This is a genomic window from Megasphaera vaginalis (ex Srinivasan et al. 2021) (genome assembly GCF_000478965.1).
Classification (GTDB): domain Bacteria; phylum Bacillota; class Negativicutes; order Veillonellales; family Megasphaeraceae; genus Megasphaera; species Megasphaera vaginalis.
Map to the genome: position 1 here is coordinate 1 of NZ_AWXA01000002.1, position 15331 is coordinate 15331.

Below are 15331 nucleotides of genomic sequence, written 5' to 3' on the forward strand. Positions count from 1 at the left end.
TTTTTTATGTATCCTGCCGACGCTTGCCATCGATGGCGCGATAAGCGAAGCAGCAGATCGATGCCGTTTGCTCCCAATACTACCGGCGCCGAATCAGCGGCAAGCAACGCCCTTTCATTCTGCCGTCAAGAAATTCGGCACTTCCGCCAAGGTTCGGCATTGCCGCCAAGCCGTCGCCGCAACGGCAGCCGGCACTGTTCCCAAATCGGGTACCCAGACGGCGGCGATATCTGCAGCATGGGCGGCTTGCAGTCCTATGGCGGAATCTTCAAAAACGACGGCTTGTGACGGCGCTACGGATAAATGGCGGCAAGCTGTCAGAAAAATATCGGGCGCCGGTTTACCGTGCGCAATCTCTTCCCCGCTTTGCAACAACGTAAAATACGGCAGAAGACCTGTCTTTTTCAGAAGATACCGAATTTGCACCAGCGGAGACGAAGAAGCCACGGCGCAGGCGATTTTCTTTTGCCGCGCGTAATCAAGACACTGTTCGAGACCTGCCTTGACAGGGATATCGTGTTCTTGGTAATACCGTTCCTGATACGCCAATTTCACGCGCCGTACAGTTTCATAGGGGAAGTCACTCCCCAAAAAACGGCGAAACACGTCGCCGGCCGTAATCTGATTCATTCCCAACACGGCAAAAAAGGCTTCGTCAGGCACATCATACCCGAACTGCGCGGCAGCCGCCTGCCAACACTGCGCCGATATCGGTTCCGTGTCAAACATCAGTCCGTCCATATCAAATATAAAAAGTTTGATTTCTTTCTTCATAATCCGCTCCTGTAACCTGTATTTTCAAGTTGAATAAATTTCATTATAGCCTTTCTTGTCCGCTTTGAAAAGAGCCGTCAACGACAAAGAGCAGATGCGCCGTAAAACGCACCTGCTCTTGCCGTTACAATTATCTGCCGTCAGGCCACAGGAGGACTGCCGCCCCGGCAGCCTCGCTTTTTTTTATATCAATGACACGTTGATTGGCAGACCCGCGAAAGTAAAGTCCCGGATCCTTCAAGGCCTCTACAAAACGACCGTCTACCAATACATCACACAGTTCAAGAAGCTGAACGCGTTCTTTATCCTCTCGGATTTCTTCGTACGTATAGCCGGAATAAACCCATATATCCTTTTCGGGAACGGCTTTACGAACATCGCGCAGCAACGGGATCAAGGCTTTCGCGTTTTGCATCGGCTCACCGCCTAAAAGCGTCAGTCCCGAAACGACAGGCAACCGAAGATAAGAAAACAGTTCCGCCGTCTCAACATCGGTCCATTCTTCTCCTGCCGAAAAATCCTGATACGCTTCATTGAAACAGTTGACGCAATGATGCGTACAACCTGTGACAAACAAAGAGGTGCGGATGCCGGGACCATTGGCGATATCAAACTTACGGATCTGACCATATCTCATACAAACCACCTATATGTGGAGGACACGGTCCTTTATTTCCTTGGTCCGCCCTTCATTCCAAAAATTTTCACCCAAATACCCGCACGTCCTACGAATAACGGTCAGCTTCGAACGATTCGTATTATGACAGCGCGGGCATTCCCACTCATTGTCATCATTGACGACAATCTCGCCGTCAAAGCCGCAAACATGGCAATAATCCAACTTCGTGTTAAATTCGGCATAGCTGATATTATCATAAATGTAGCGGATCATCGTCAAAATCGCCGGTACATTATGCGCCATATTGGGAATTTCGGCATAACTGATGCACCCGCCTGTCGATTTATCTTCAAACTCCGATTCAAACGAGAATTTATCAAAAACATTGATCGGCTCGCGAACATCGACATGATAACTGTTCGTATAATAGCCCTTATCGGTAACGTCTTTGATCTCACCGAAACGGGCTCTGTCTTTCTTGCAGAACCGATTGGTCAAACTTTCTGCCGGCGTGCCGTAGAGAGCAAAGCCGATATTCGTTTCTTCGCGCCACCGTTTGATATGGTCATTGAAATCGTCCATTACGCGATGCGCAAAAGCCTTTCCTTCCGGTTCCGTATGCGAGCAGTGCTTGGTCAGCAACGTAGCTTCATACATGCCGATATAGCCGAGAGACAGCGTCGCATACCCGCCATACATGAACCGTTCCACCGTTTCTCCCGGCTTCAGGCGTGCAATGGCTCCGTATTGCCAATGAATCGGCGAAACGTCGGACGTGATTTTTTTCAGCAGCTCGACACGCAGCAACAACGCCTTTTTACACAATTCCAGGCGCTTGTCGAGTATTTGGAAAAACTTTTCTTCATCTCCGTCAGCCAAGATCCCGATTTGCGGTAAATTCAACGACACGACGCCCATATTGAAGCGGCCGTCAAATTTATACCTGCCCTCTTCATCTTTCCAGGGACTGAGGAAAGAGCGGCAGCCCATGGGGCTGAAAACATTCCCTTCATACGTCTGGCGCATCTTTTTAGCCGAAATGTAATCGGGATACATCCGTTTCGCCGTACATTCGGCGGCAAGTTCCGTCAGATAATAGTACGGGCTGTTCTGATGAATATTATGTTCATCCAGGACATAAATCAATTTCGGAAAAGCCGGCGTCACATAGACATCCGCCTCATTCTTGATGCCTTGAATCCGTTGCCGCAGCAGTTCTTCCGTGATCAGCGCCGCTTCCCGGGCGTACTCGTAGTCCCGGGGGAAATACATGAAAAGTGTTACGAACGGCGCCTGTCCGTTCGTCGTCATCAACGTATTGATCTGGTACTGGATCGTCTGAATGCCGTCTTTAATTTCTTTTTTCGTCCGCTTCAAGGCAATCTCCCGAGCCTTATCCATGTCCGGTTCGATGCCGTATACTTCCCGTTGTTCCTCGACGACGGCCTTCATATATTTTTCGTAAGACTTGCGCACATAGGGCGCCAAAATACGGTCAATGCCGTTGATCGACTGACCGCCGTACTGTCCGCTGGCGACTTGAGCTATGATCTGCGTCGTTACGGTACAGGCCACCTGAAAAGACTTCGGCGTGTCGATCTTCTTGCCGTTAATGACGGTGCCGTTGGCCAGCATATCCTCCAAATTAATGAGACAGCAATTGAACATAGGCTGAATGATATAGTCCATATCGTGAAAATGAATGGCGCCGCTGTCATGGGCCTGAACGATATCGGCAGGAATCAATTTACGCCGCGCAATATCCTTCGATATTTCGCCGGCAATCAAATCGCGCTGTGTCGATACGACGTGACCGTTTTTATTGGAATTTTCGTCGAGAACGTCGAGGTTCGTATTATTCAACAACCCGAAAACATCTGTGTCCGTCGTATTCGTCTGCCGCTTGAAAGCCTGGATGGCCTTGTAATTTTCATAGGCCCGCGCCGTCGCCGGATTATTGTACTGGATCAGTTTGTAATATACCTGATCTTCAATAGCGTAAATGGTCATTTCCTTCTGCATGGCAGTCGCGTACGCCTCTATTTCTTTAGCGATGGCTTCGGCCTGGCCCGCCTCGTATACGCCGCTGCTGCTGTTCATCGCCTTCTCGATCGCTATCGTGATCTTGCTTCTGTCAAAAGGCACCTTCGTCCCGTTTCTCTTGATGACGTCCATACCGCACGCTCCTTCATACACTATATAGTATATATAAAAAATAAACCGCTTTTTCCCTACCACATATCGTTTATCGTCTCCATGGAGTCTATGACAATATTACTACATCTGGTACTTCATGTCAATGATCATATACATGATATATGATCCGGAACGATTGCTTCTGTTTGGCTAAACTACGCAAAAAGAGGCGGGTTTTCCACCTGCCTCTCGTTTCTTCTGCTCCTATTCTTTATGGTAATCCGATCAGATCGCGAATGACGGCGCCGGCTATGATCAAGCCGGCAACGGAAGGGACAAAGGAGATGCTGCCGGGACTCGGACGCGCGCCGTCACGGTTCTGCCGCGGCGGCAGCGGCGGTTCTTTCGAGTAGACGACTTTGAGGCCATGAATACCTCGTTTTTTCAACTCTCTGCGCATGATCTTTGCCAGGGGATCAACGGAAGTCTTTTCAATCGTCGACACTTCAAACCATTCGGGATGCAGCTTGTTTCCCGCTCCCATAGATGAAATGACGGGAATTCCCGCAGCAAAGGCTTCTGCAACGACGCCGATCTTGGCCTGCACCGTGTCAATGGCGTCAACGATATAGTCGGCTCCCGCATTCGCAATAAACCCGGCCTCTTCATCGGGCAAATAAAAGACAGCATGCGTTTCCACAACCAGCTCCGGATTGATCGACAAAAGACGTCGCTGCATAACATCCGTTTTGCGCTGTCCGACCGTTTCCGTCGTAGCGCCGAGTTGCCGATTGAGATTCGACGGATCAAAGGTATCGGCATCAATCAGGATCAAGCGGCCGATACCGGCACGGCACAGTCCTTCGGCGACGAAAGAACCCACGCCGCCCAGACCGAAGACCATGACCGTTTTTTTCGCGAGATCGGCGACTTTATCCGCGCCGATCAGCAAAGCCGTCCGTTGTGTATATTCCGCTTTCATCATTTGCGTTCCGGAACGATTTCAAGCCAATATCCGTCAGGATCGGCAATGAAATAAATACCCATGTGCGGATTTTCGTAAACGACACAATCCATCGCTTTATGTTTGGCTAACGCCGCAGCCATATCGGCAACGGCAAAAGCCGTATGGAATTCATTTTCACCGAGATTATACGGTTCTTTACGATCCTTAAGCCAAGTCAGCTCCAAACAGAAATCGCTGACACCGTCACCGACGTAAACGATCGTAAAAGCCGGATTTTCAATGCGGCGGACTTCTTTCAGTCCCAGGGCCGCTTCATAAAAATCCATGCTTCGTTTCAAATCGAGGACGTTAAAATTCGTGTGTTTAAATGTAAACTGCATACGTCTGTTTCCCCCTATTCTCCTTGCCAATCTTTCGTCACCGAAATCCAGGCGGCGGCAGCGGCACAGGTTTCCAACTCGTTCAGTGTCAGTTCGATCATGCTGTTTGCCGTGCCGCAAGCCGGAAAGACGGTTTCGTAACGGCGCAACGACTCATCCAGGTACACGGTAACGCCCGGCTTGACGCCGAATGGACAAACGCCGCCGACGGGATACCCGATCAACGACTCCACGTCTGCCGCTTTGATCATGGACGGCTTCTGACCGAAAAAGGCTTTGAACTGTTTGTTGTCAATGCGAGCGTCGCCGGCGCAAACGACAAGCAGCGGCCGGCCATTGACGAGAAAGGAAAGCGATTTGGCAATACGCCCTTCTTCCGTGTGCAAAGCAGCCGCGGCTTCCGCCACCGTTGCGCTGGATACGGCCAATTCCGTGACGCGGCCGGCCATCTGCCACTGATCCAAATGAGCCCGTACGCGTTCAATTGCTGTCATGGACACCACTCCTTTATAGTTGTTCGGCTTGATTGTTATTATAGGATATTACGTTCGTTTCTTCAACTGCCATCACGGCAAGGCAAATCGCACCGTACTGCCGCGATCTGTTTTATCGACGATCAATTGCGTGTCGATACGGTCGCGTAATTCCGGCACGTGTGAAATGATCCCGACAAGACGGCCGCCCTGTTTCAGTTGCACCAGTACTTTTAAAGCAAAATCCAGGGTCTCACTGTCCAGGGTCCCGAAGCCTTCGTCAATGAACATCGTATCCAGCCGAATGCCGCCGGAATAGGCCTGCACAACGTCGGCCAATCCCAACGCCAGTGACAGAGAAGCCAAAAACGTCTCGCCTCCCGAAAGCGTATTGGCCGGCCGTACGTACCCCGTATACTGATCAAAAACGGCTATATCGAGGCCTATTTTCTGTACCCGTCGATCATCCCACGTCCGGGAACGCTGCAGTGAATACCGGCTGCGGCTCATTAACTGCAATCTGGCGTTAGCCGCCATCAGCACTTCATCCAAGAGGGCTCCCAAAACATACCGCTCGAAATTAACGCCCGTTTTGTCGCCGCGGATCAATTCATATAACGCGCCGACAGTTTTATATTGTTCCTGCAAATGCGCCTGCTGCCGTGCAATATGCCGCAACTCGGCATCGTTTTTCAATAATCCCGCTTTATTGGCAGTCGCTGTCGCCACTGCCGCCGTCAACTGCTGACAACGGTCATATTTTTCCTTGCCCGCCGCATTCAACGCCGCCATATCCGGCTGCGGCCGACTGTCGATAGCCGCTTCATGCTGACTGATCTGTCCTTGTATCTGGGCCACGTTCCGGAGATATTCCGTATACTGTTTTTCTTCCTCCTCCAGACCGGGCAATTCCGCCTGCAACAGCCTGCATTCGCCGATATCGGCAAAGCCTGCCGCCGCCGCTTGTTGCTTTAATTCATCAAAAGCGGTTTTATACTGCTCCCGATAGGCTTCCACTTGCTCCGCATACTGCCGCTTTTCGGCGCCGTATGTCGCGACGGCCCGCTCTGCCTGCAACGCTTTTTCCGCCGTCTGCCGCAACGCTTCCTGATAGCCATCAACGTCGCGCTGAAGCTGCCGCAACTCTCGATCCAACTGTTCCTGCGCGCGATAGGCTGCCGGTACTTCTTCGACGGCATGCTGCAATCCGGCTGCCGCGGCAACCGCCTCCTGCCGGCAATGCAGCATTACGTCGCGCGCCTCGTTCTCCATCTGCTCACAGCGCTTCAACGCGTCTTCCGCCGAACCGGTCAATCCTTCGACGTCGCGCCGGCGCGCTTCCTTTTTCTCCCACATCTTTACACTTTGTTCCGCTTCCGACAAGCGCGTTCGCCATACGGCAAGCGTACCGTCAGCCGGGTACAGCTGCCGCTGTACAGTAAGATTGTTCCGCTTCTCTTCCCCCGCCGTTTGCAGCTGTGCGCAGACGACATCCCATTTTCGATAATCGGCGGCACTTTTTTCCGCAGCCAGGCGGCGCTTTTCCACGTCATCTTCACGCGGCAGATCCGGGGGCTGCAGAGCCGGCTGCAAATGCTCAACGGCACCGCATACGGGACAAGGCACGCCTTCTTCCAAAGTTTGCGCTAAAAGCGCGGCCTGGCCCCTGAGAAACAATTGCCGAACTGCATCATAATCAAGCTTATCTTGCCTGGCCTTAGCTTCAGCTTCTTTTTTTCGACCTTGTGCTTCTGCCAGTTTTTTCTCCATTGCTGCCGCTTCTGTAACTGTTTTCAGCAGTCTTCCTTCAATATCGACGCGTTCCCGCATCCTCTCGACGTCATTTGCCGCTTTGGCCAATGCCGCCGCCGCTTCACGCAGCGCGCCGCCTTCCTGGCGGAGCGCCGCCAGGTCCCGACTGTGCCGTTCCTTATTCGCCAGCACGTCTGCCAGCGCCTTTTCCGCTGCGCCGGAACGCTTTTCTTTCTCTTCCCACACTTGTCGGAGCGAGTGAAGAACGGCCACCTTCTCTTTCAGCCGGTGCAGTTCCGTGATTTTATTTTCCCTTGCTTTATAGGCATCTTTCTTCGCTTCAAGGGCTTCCTTTTCCTCGGTCAGACGACGACCTTCCCCTTCGGCCCGCTCCAATGCGGCTGCTGCTGCATCCAGTTTTTTGCGCGTTTCGCCACCGAGCCTTGCAAGCTCGTCGACATGCTTGCAAGGCTCGGCCAGAAGTCTGGCACCGTGGAGCCGGTCAATATGGCGTTTGCGTTCGGCCATCGTCTCCTGCTGCGCCGCCAACGCCGCCATTTTTGCTTTACTCTGTGTCAATGACTGCCACAAATCAGCCAGTTGCCGCGCTTGATTAAACGTTTGCTGGAACTCGGCCCGCTCCCTCTCAGCATGCTCCGATTCCTGTTTCAATGCTGCCAACCTTTCCTCATTTTCCCGAATCACAACTGCCAGCTGCGCTTCATCGGCAACTTCCAGTGCCGTCAATATCCGGTTGCGCCGGTCATTTTCCTCTCTGTTGCGTTGCGCGATTTCCCGGTGCCGTTCTTCGATCTTTCCTTCAAGCCGTGCATACTGCTGCGTATGAAACAAGGTCTGCATAATCTGCTGCCGATCTGCAGAACTTGCCAGCAATAATTTGCGAAAATCCCCTTGCGGCAGAAGGACAACTTGCCGAAATTGATCGACGTCGAAACCGAGCAGTCGTTCCGCTTCAGCCGTCACATTTTTGCTGACATGATACGCCAATTCTTTACCGTCATCATCGACTTCACACAATTCCGCTTCGGCGACAGCCTGCCGCAATCCCTTTTTATCCTTGCGCAGTACGGTCTGCTCAGGACTACGGCTGACACGATAACGACGAGGTCCCAGAGAAAAGGTAAAGGTAACGGACGTTTTTTGCGCCGCCGTCGCATACTCACTGCGCATATGCGCGCCGGAACGCATATTGCCGCTCGTTTTGCCATACAGGGCATAACAAATGGCGTCGAGAATCGTCGTTTTGCCGGCTCCGGTAGGGCCGCAGATCAGAAAAAGGCTGCGCTCGCCGAGACGGCGAAAGTCCACGACTTCACAACCGGCATAGGGGCCGAAGGCATTGATCTCCAACAAGATCGGCTTCATCTGCTTTCCTCCCTTTCTTCTCGTTCCAATTCCTGCCACAAGTCCTGCAGGCATGATTTTTCGGCTGCCGTAAGCCCTTGCTGCGGCCGCATGGCAGATACAAAGCTTTCAAAAAGCTGCTGCGCCGTTGACTGTTGCAGGTCAAGCCGACGCTCCCCTGCCGTATCGGAAAGCTGCCGCTGCGGCATTTCCAAGGCTAACGCCCGCGGAAATTTGCGGCGCGCCTTGGCCATGCCGTCAAGAATCGGCTGCGTGTCTTGCAAGCGGAGCAGAACAAAATCGTCATGTACGGCAGTACCGTCTCCCATGATATCGTCAAAAAAGCCTGTCATTATCCTGACATCATGGCGCGGCGCCAAGGGAATCGTCTCGCTGCAGACGCCGCCGTCCTTGTCGATCTCGGCCAGGACGGCTCCCTTTTTCTGACCGGCTTCGCTGAACGAATATTTCAAAAGGCTGCCGGCATAACGAATCATCTGACCGCCGACTTGTTGCGGCCCGTGCAGGTGCCCCAACGCCGTATACGAAAATCCCGCGAACAGCGCCGGAGACACGACTTCCGTACCGCCGACGGAAAGGGGCCGTTCCGAATCACTGACGGCGCCGCCGGCAACGAAAGCGTGCGCAATGCAGACCGAACGCGCTGTCGTTACTTGCTGTCGCTGCTGCCGACAAAGATACTGCAGCGCCTGGTCCCAGTCGCGAATCATATCATCCTGACTGCAGTGCCGTACTGCCGCCGGTTCGGCAAACGGCAGCGAAACAAAAGAAACCGGTCCCCAATCATCGCTGAGGACGACCGGCCCGCCCAGGTGCCGCAAATCGCCGCTAATATACAGACCGCCCTGTTCCAGCAGACGACTGCCGAAAGAAAGCCGTGAAGCGCTGTCATGATTGCCGCTGATAACAAAAAAGGGCAGTTTCATGTCCTTCGTGATCTTGGTCACGACTTCATCGAACAACGCGACGGCATCAACAGGCGGCAGGCTGCGGTCATAAACATCTCCGGCCAAGATGACGGCGTCGGGCCGGCAATCCCGCAAAAAAGGCAAAAACTGTTCTTTCAGCAAATAATCCTGCTCATCCGTCAGATAATCACCGTAAAATAATTTTCCTAAATGCCAATCGGCAGTATGGACAAGACGCACCTAGTTCACCTCTTCCTTGCTAACGCTGCGAAGCAGGGTTATTTCCGCGGCATAGCCTTCCAGATCATTGGGTGTTTCCAAATAAAAGGGCAAATGACGCAGCGCCTCATGATTAACAATGGCAGTAAACGCCTGCAGACCGATATGACCGTGTCCGATTTTTTCATGACGGTCTTTATGACTGCCCAGCGGATTCTTGCTGTCATTGATATGGACCGCGAGCAGCCGCTGCAAGCCGATGCGCTTATCGAAGGCGGTCAACACGTCGTCAAGATGATCGACGATGTCATAGCCGCCGTCAAAAACATGACACGTGTCCAGGCAGATGCCCAACTTATCGTTATGCACGGCGCCGTCAAGAATAGCGGCCAATTCTTCAAAGGTGCGCCCCACTTCCGTTCCTTTTCCCGCCATCGTTTCCAACAGCACCGTCGTCTTCTGCGCTCCCGTCATGGTCCGATTGAGCATGTCGATAATATAGGCCGAAGCCGCTTCGCTGCCTTGTCCTACGTGATTACCGGGATGAAAATTATAGCGACAGCGCTCGACATATTCCAGGCGCCGCAGATCATCCGCCATCGCTTCAACGGCGAAATCTCGCGTTTTTTTCGACAGTGAACAACCATTCAGCGTATACGGGGCATGAGCTAAAATGGGCGCAAAATGATGTCTGTCCATAAAGATATTCAATTGCTCCATGTCTTTTATGTCTAAGGGCCGAACCTTACTGCCCCGGGGATTACGGGAAAAAAATTGAAACGTATCGGCGCCAATGGCAAGCGCTTCCCGCCCCATATGCAAAAAACCTTTCGACACCGATAAATGACAACCTATATGAAGCATCTTCGCTCCTCCCCTCGTTACAATATATGCAAAAGTATAACACGAAATACGGGCAAACAAAAAGGACTGCCGCAGAATGCTCCGCAGCAGTCCTTCTTCTTCCCTATTTTTGTTTTGCCAGGCACTCAGGGCAAATACCTGTAAATGATACGGTGACCGAATCTATTTGGTACCCCGTTTTTTCAGCCGCCTCATGGGACAGCTGATCTTGATCAATCTCAATGTCCCTGATACGGTTACATTGAGAACAACGGACATGTGCATGAGGCTCTGTATTGTAATCATAGCGATGGGCATCTTCTTCACACTGCAAAATCTGAACGACGCCGATCTTGGCAAAAATCTCCATCGTTTTATAGACGGTTGCCAAACTCATGGAAGGATATTTAGGCTGCAGTTCCTTATAAATCACTTCCGCATTCGGATGGGTCAGATTATGATCAATCACATCATAAACAGCTAAACGCTGTGGCGTTACTTTATACCCATGTTCCCGCAATACTTCAGCAATATTCATCCGTAGCTCCTCCTTTCCCTTTATCGTCTCAAAACCATTCCTCTTTGCCAATGAATATTAATTGACAAATCCCTTTATTAAATTGTAACGGTTATTAAGAAAATTTTCAATGTTTTTTGAGAATTTTTTTTATTGAATTTGACTGCACCCATCTCTCCTCATATAATGGTGATCTGAAAGGAGTCTGTCCATGAATCAAATCGAAGTCATACGGCGTATCGCCACCATGTTGTCGCTCCGCCCAAACCAAGTGGAAACGGCATTAAACCTGTTTGCACAGGGAAATACCGTGCCCTTTATCGCCCGCTACCGGAAAGAAGCCACGCAGCTTCTCGACGAAGTACAACTGCGGCAAATAAGGGAACGATATGACTACGAAGAAAAGCTGGCCCGCCGTAAGGAGACCGTTCGCCAAGCACTGGCCGCGCAAAACGCCTTAACGGAAGATTTGGCCGACGCATTGGCTGCCGCCTGCGTTCTCCAAGATGTAGAAGACCTGTACCGTCCATTCAAACCAACAAGGCGGACGAAAGCGGCGGCGGCTCGCGAAGCCGGTCTGAAACCGCTGGCCGAATTGTTTCGCAAACAGGTAAAAAACGGTCCGCCGCCGGAAAAGGCTGCCGAAGCCTATCTGACGAATACCGTGAAAACAGCAGACGCGGCCATTCAGGGAGCGATGTACATCTTGTCCGAAGATCTCGCGGGAAACAGTACTTATCGCCGCTATCTGCGCGAAGAGCTATGGAAAACGGCCAGACTGTCCTGTACCCTCACCGTTGCCGACGCAGAAGCCGGACCGATGCTGACCTATAAAAATTTCAACGAAAAAATCCGTCGATTACTGGGATATCGGATGCTGGCCATTAACCGCGGCGAAGCGCAAAAATTGTTGAAATCGGTATTACAAACTGATACGGACAAGCACATTGCGCATTTGGTTGGCATGATCATCAGCGGCCCGTCTCCTTATGTGGAAATCCTGAAAGATGCGGCAAAAGACAGTTATCAACGTCTCATTTTCCCGCAACTGGAACGGGAGATCCGCAGCGAACTGACAGCCAGTGCCGAAAAGCAGGCTATCAGCGTCTTCGCAGACAATCTGCGCAGTCTCCTTTTACAACCTCCATTTGCGGGACAAGTCATTATGGGCCTTGATCCCGGCTACCGGACAGGCTGCAAATGCGCCGTCATTGATGCGACGGGAAAGGTATTGGATCACGGCACTTATCACCTTGTCGGTTCAAAAAAACAACAACAGGATGCCGCCGAGGCTCTGACCGCCTGGGTTAAAAAACACGGTATCACCTTAATCTCCATCGGCAACGGAACAGCTTCCTACGAAACGGAGCAATTCGTTTCCCATTTAATTCAGCATGGCAATCTTACCTGTTCCTATATGATTACCAATGAAGCCGGTGCTTCCGTTTATTCCGCTTCGATGTTGGCCCGCGAAGAGCTTCCCGATCTCGACGTAACGATCCGCGGCGCCGTTTCTATTGCCCGTCGACTACAAGATCCCCTTGCGGAAGCCGTAAAGATCGATCCGAAAGCCATCGGCGTAGGGCAATATCAGCATGACGTCGATCAAAAGATGCTCTCCGCTGCCCTGGACGACGTCGTCGAATCTGTCGTCAACGCTGTCGGCGTCGACTTGAACACGGCATCTGCCGCCTTGTTGCGTCATGTTGCGGGATTGACGGCGACAACGGCAGCCAATATCGTTGCCTATCGGAAGAAAAACGGCCCTTTCCGTAATCGGCAGGATTTGAACGCCGTTCCACGTCTGGGACCGTCGACGTTTATGCAGTGTGCCGGCTTTCTCCGCATCAAAGACGGCGAAGAACCGCTTGACAATACAGCCGTCCACCCCGAATCATACGCATTGGCCAAAAAAATCTTACAGCACTGCGGCATTCATCACGAAGAACGGAAGGACACCGCCGCATTACATCTGCTGCAAAGCAAACTGCCACCAAATGCGACTGCGGCATTAGCCGAAAAACTCCATGCAGGCGAACCGACAATTCGCGATATTCTCACTGAATTGCGTAAGCCGGGTCGTGATCTCCGCGACACGATGCCGCAACCGCTGACGCGACAAAAGATACTCTCCCTCGACGAACTGCAAATAGGAACGACTGTCCGCGGTACCGTGCAAAATGTCGTCGATTTCGGCGCCTTTGTCGATTTCGGATTAAAAACGCCGGGTCTCGTGCACCGCTCCAAACTTTGCAGAAAGCCATTCTGCCATCCCTTAGATGTCGTCCGCGTCGGTGATATTGTTGATGCCGTAATCGTAGCCGTTGATTCCCGAAGAGGTCGCATCAGTCTTTCCATGACGGATGTCGCGAACAACGATACTGGAAAAACAACCTGCAAATGAGACGCTGACAATACACGCTATCCACCTGCATATGGGAATTTGACCGCTCCTCTCCGTTACAAAGAGAAAACCAATCGTATTGTTCAATAAATGGTGTCGCAGCGGTTCGCTGCGACACCATTTATTGAACAGGCAACTAAAAAAAGGGCCTGCAAATGCAGACCCTATCTCATTTACTGGCGGAGAGAGTGGGATTTGAACCCACGGTAGAACTGTAGCCCTACACATGATTTCCAATCAATTTATATGGCTGTTTTATACTAATGATACAGGTAAACAGTGACATTAAGCATACATATCTAAGTATGATTTTTATACCCCGGGGGTCAAGCGGGGGTCAAATTCCAATTCTGTTCTTTTAATACTATTATCATATAGTCGCTTTGCCATACACCCTCTCCATACCGGCCCGGGTCACGAGCCACATTTTACCCGATTTTCTAAATTCCCCTTTTTTGAATCCATTTTTCACTCTGCCTAAGCAATTTTGTTTTATTGCATCTGCGGTAACCCCCCAAAGATCCGCTGCTTCTTGCGTCGTCATAACGTCATCTATCGTCATTTTAAATATCTCCAAATTCCATATGCTCCAATAACGCTACCTGTAATTAACCCTTTTATGACTTCTTTGTCAAAATCAATTACGATACACATCGATATAATTCCAATTAAAACGATAATATCAGTAACTTTCATTTTTATCACCTCTTTGATATAATGAAAGTGTCGGGAGAGGTCTCCCTCTCCCTTCACTCGCTCTCTTATCGGTGGTTACGTTTGCGGCGTTTCCGATTTGAGGGCTTTTTCTTTGGCCATATCGCATTGCTTATCTATATCATCACCTCCTCTTTATGTTTTTATTATACACTATAACGTGTATAATATCAATAGAAATCAAATGTATTTCAATAAAAAAATCCGGACAACAAGAATTACTCTCTGCTGTCCGGTTTACTTTATCTGCTCTTATATATCAATGCTCCTGCAAGCACTCCGGCAGCTACGGCCCATGTATCGCGTTGTCGTCTAATGACTGCCCGCTTGTGCTCCATTGATTTGATTTGCGTTGTCAACGTCTGCAAAGATTTGTCTTGCCTCTGCAATGTTTCGTCGGCCTTCGTCAACGAGTTTTTGGCACTCGTCAAGCTGAGCCGAGTTTCCTGCAACTGAGTTTTGCAGTCTTGTAGCTGATTCTGTAGATCGATCAAGAGCTGTTGTTGCTCCGTCGAACTGCTCTTCAGCAGCATCAATCTGTCCTGCAGCTGCGTCAATGTCATCTCTTGCTGTGTGATTATCGTCTGCAATCGATTGTATTGTGACAGTTGTATCATGACTGTCTGCGGCTGCGTCATGTTCGTAGTGCCGGCACAGTAGCCAAGTACCGGTACAAGCGACAGCAAGGCAAAAGCCAGCACAAATAAGTATCTTTTTATAGCCAAATTTATCTACCTCCTTTTTTAATTGCGACAGATACAAAGGGATCACCTCCTGTTTTAAAACATCATATCAAGATCAACGTCAATACCCCCGACATTTCCTGTGAAAGAATACTGCCATAACGGAACATTCTTTTCTGGATGCTCATATTTCCAACATGGTTTATCGTCCAATTCTGACAGCCAAAAGCAGACGTAGTCAGCAAGCTGCGATACATCAATATGATTTTCCAGCCAGTCGTAATTTGCATATATCCCAATATTAATTCCTACCTCATTGCATTTCACAATAAATGCCGATACCGAATCGGTTAGTGTTTGCATATCAACACCCGTCAAGACCTGTCCCGGTTCCCCCTCCACATCAAGCCAAATTCCAACATCATCAGTAATACCTTCTGTTACAAGAGATTTGTACAGAGAAATAAATTGCTCAGCTTCCAGCCTTGCGTCGCCCGGATTTGTCGCACCAAAGAAATGATATACCCCTACTTTTATCCCTGCATCAATCGCTCCC

15 protein-coding genes are annotated in these 15331 nt (G+C 50.7%); 1 reads left to right on the top strand and 14 read right to left on the bottom strand.

Going from position 1 to position 15331, the window contains the following annotated elements; translation table 11 throughout:
- Positions 1-114: 114 nt before the first annotated feature.
- The 10 genes from HMPREF1250_RS00050 to HMPREF1250_RS00095 all read right to left on the bottom strand — a co-directional run bounded on the left by HMPREF1250_RS00050 (position 115) and on the right by HMPREF1250_RS00095 (position 10995).
- The gene (locus HMPREF1250_RS00050; protein WP_023052551.1) at positions 115-774 is read right to left on the bottom strand and encodes an HAD family hydrolase; all 660 of its coding nucleotides are present in this window, start codon (positions 772-774) and stop codon (positions 115-117) included.
- 130 nt (positions 775-904) lie between these two features.
- Positions 905-1411: an anaerobic ribonucleoside-triphosphate reductase activating protein gene (gene nrdG / locus HMPREF1250_RS00055; RefSeq protein ID WP_023052552.1), complete on the bottom strand. Its 507-nt coding sequence runs from the start codon at positions 1409-1411 to the stop codon at positions 905-907.
- Between the two features lie 9 nt (positions 1412-1420).
- Complete coding sequence (gene nrdD, locus HMPREF1250_RS00060; RefSeq protein WP_023052543.1) at positions 1421-3568, bottom strand: anaerobic ribonucleoside-triphosphate reductase; 2148 nt, start codon at positions 3566-3568, stop codon at positions 1421-1423.
- Between the two features lie 232 nt (positions 3569-3800).
- The gene (locus tag HMPREF1250_RS00065; RefSeq protein WP_036242103.1) at positions 3801-4511 is read right to left on the bottom strand and encodes a tRNA threonylcarbamoyladenosine dehydratase; all 711 of its coding nucleotides are present in this window, start codon (positions 4509-4511) and stop codon (positions 3801-3803) included.
- Positions 4511-4876 (bottom strand): VOC family protein, encoded by a 366-nt coding sequence (locus HMPREF1250_RS00070; RefSeq protein ID WP_023052539.1) that lies wholly within the window; start codon positions 4874-4876, stop codon positions 4511-4513. Before HMPREF1250_RS00070 ends, HMPREF1250_RS00065 begins: the two co-directional genes overlap by 1 nt.
- Before the next feature lie 14 nt (positions 4877-4890).
- A complete protein-coding gene (locus tag HMPREF1250_RS00075) occupies positions 4891-5370 on the bottom strand; it encodes a YbaK/EbsC family protein (RefSeq protein ID WP_023052542.1) in 480 nt (159 codons plus the stop codon).
- 72 nt (positions 5371-5442) lie between these two features.
- Positions 5443-8487 carry an AAA family ATPase gene (locus HMPREF1250_RS00080; protein WP_023052550.1) on the bottom strand — a complete coding sequence of 1015 codons (3045 nt, stop codon included), beginning with the start codon at positions 8485-8487 and terminating at the stop codon, positions 5443-5445.
- Positions 8484-9635, bottom strand: a complete 1152-nt coding sequence (locus HMPREF1250_RS00085; protein ID WP_023052540.1) for an exonuclease SbcCD subunit D — start codon at positions 9633-9635, stop codon at positions 8484-8486. Before HMPREF1250_RS00085 ends, HMPREF1250_RS00080 begins: the two co-directional genes overlap by 4 nt.
- The gene (locus tag HMPREF1250_RS00090; protein WP_023052546.1) at positions 9636-10478 is read right to left on the bottom strand and encodes a deoxyribonuclease IV; all 843 of its coding nucleotides are present in this window, start codon (positions 10476-10478) and stop codon (positions 9636-9638) included.
- 103 nt (positions 10479-10581) lie between these two features.
- A complete protein-coding gene (locus HMPREF1250_RS00095) occupies positions 10582-10995 on the bottom strand; it encodes a Fur family transcriptional regulator (RefSeq protein WP_023052544.1) in 414 nt (137 codons plus the stop codon).
- A 190-nt stretch (positions 10996-11185) separates the two neighbouring features.
- On the opposite strand from HMPREF1250_RS00095, the gene HMPREF1250_RS00100 reads away from it, so the two are divergent.
- On the top strand, positions 11186-13378 hold the full coding sequence (locus HMPREF1250_RS00100; RefSeq protein ID WP_023052545.1) for a Tex family protein: 2193 nt from the start codon (positions 11186-11188) through the stop codon (positions 13376-13378).
- 370 nt (positions 13379-13748) lie between these two features.
- Here HMPREF1250_RS00100 and HMPREF1250_RS00105 read toward each other — a convergent pair whose 3' ends face one another.
- From HMPREF1250_RS00105 to HMPREF1250_RS00115, 4 genes are all read right to left on the bottom strand, one after another.
- Positions 13749-13940 carry a helix-turn-helix domain-containing protein gene (locus tag HMPREF1250_RS00105; RefSeq protein WP_023052548.1) on the bottom strand — a complete coding sequence of 64 codons (192 nt, stop codon included), beginning with the start codon at positions 13938-13940 and terminating at the stop codon, positions 13749-13751.
- Positions 13937-14074, bottom strand: a complete 138-nt coding sequence (locus tag HMPREF1250_RS11465) for a hypothetical protein (RefSeq protein WP_023052537.1) — start codon at positions 14072-14074, stop codon at positions 13937-13939. The genes HMPREF1250_RS00105 and HMPREF1250_RS11465 overlap by 4 nt, the downstream gene beginning before the upstream one ends.
- A gap of 260 nt (positions 14075-14334) precedes the next feature.
- Positions 14335-14817 carry a hypothetical protein gene (locus HMPREF1250_RS10780; protein ID WP_023052541.1) on the bottom strand — a complete coding sequence of 161 codons (483 nt, stop codon included), beginning with the start codon at positions 14815-14817 and terminating at the stop codon, positions 14335-14337.
- A 54-nt stretch (positions 14818-14871) separates the two neighbouring features.
- On the bottom strand, positions 14872-15331 hold a 460-nt coding region (locus HMPREF1250_RS00115), incomplete at its 5' end, for a GH25 family lysozyme (RefSeq protein ID WP_036242104.1).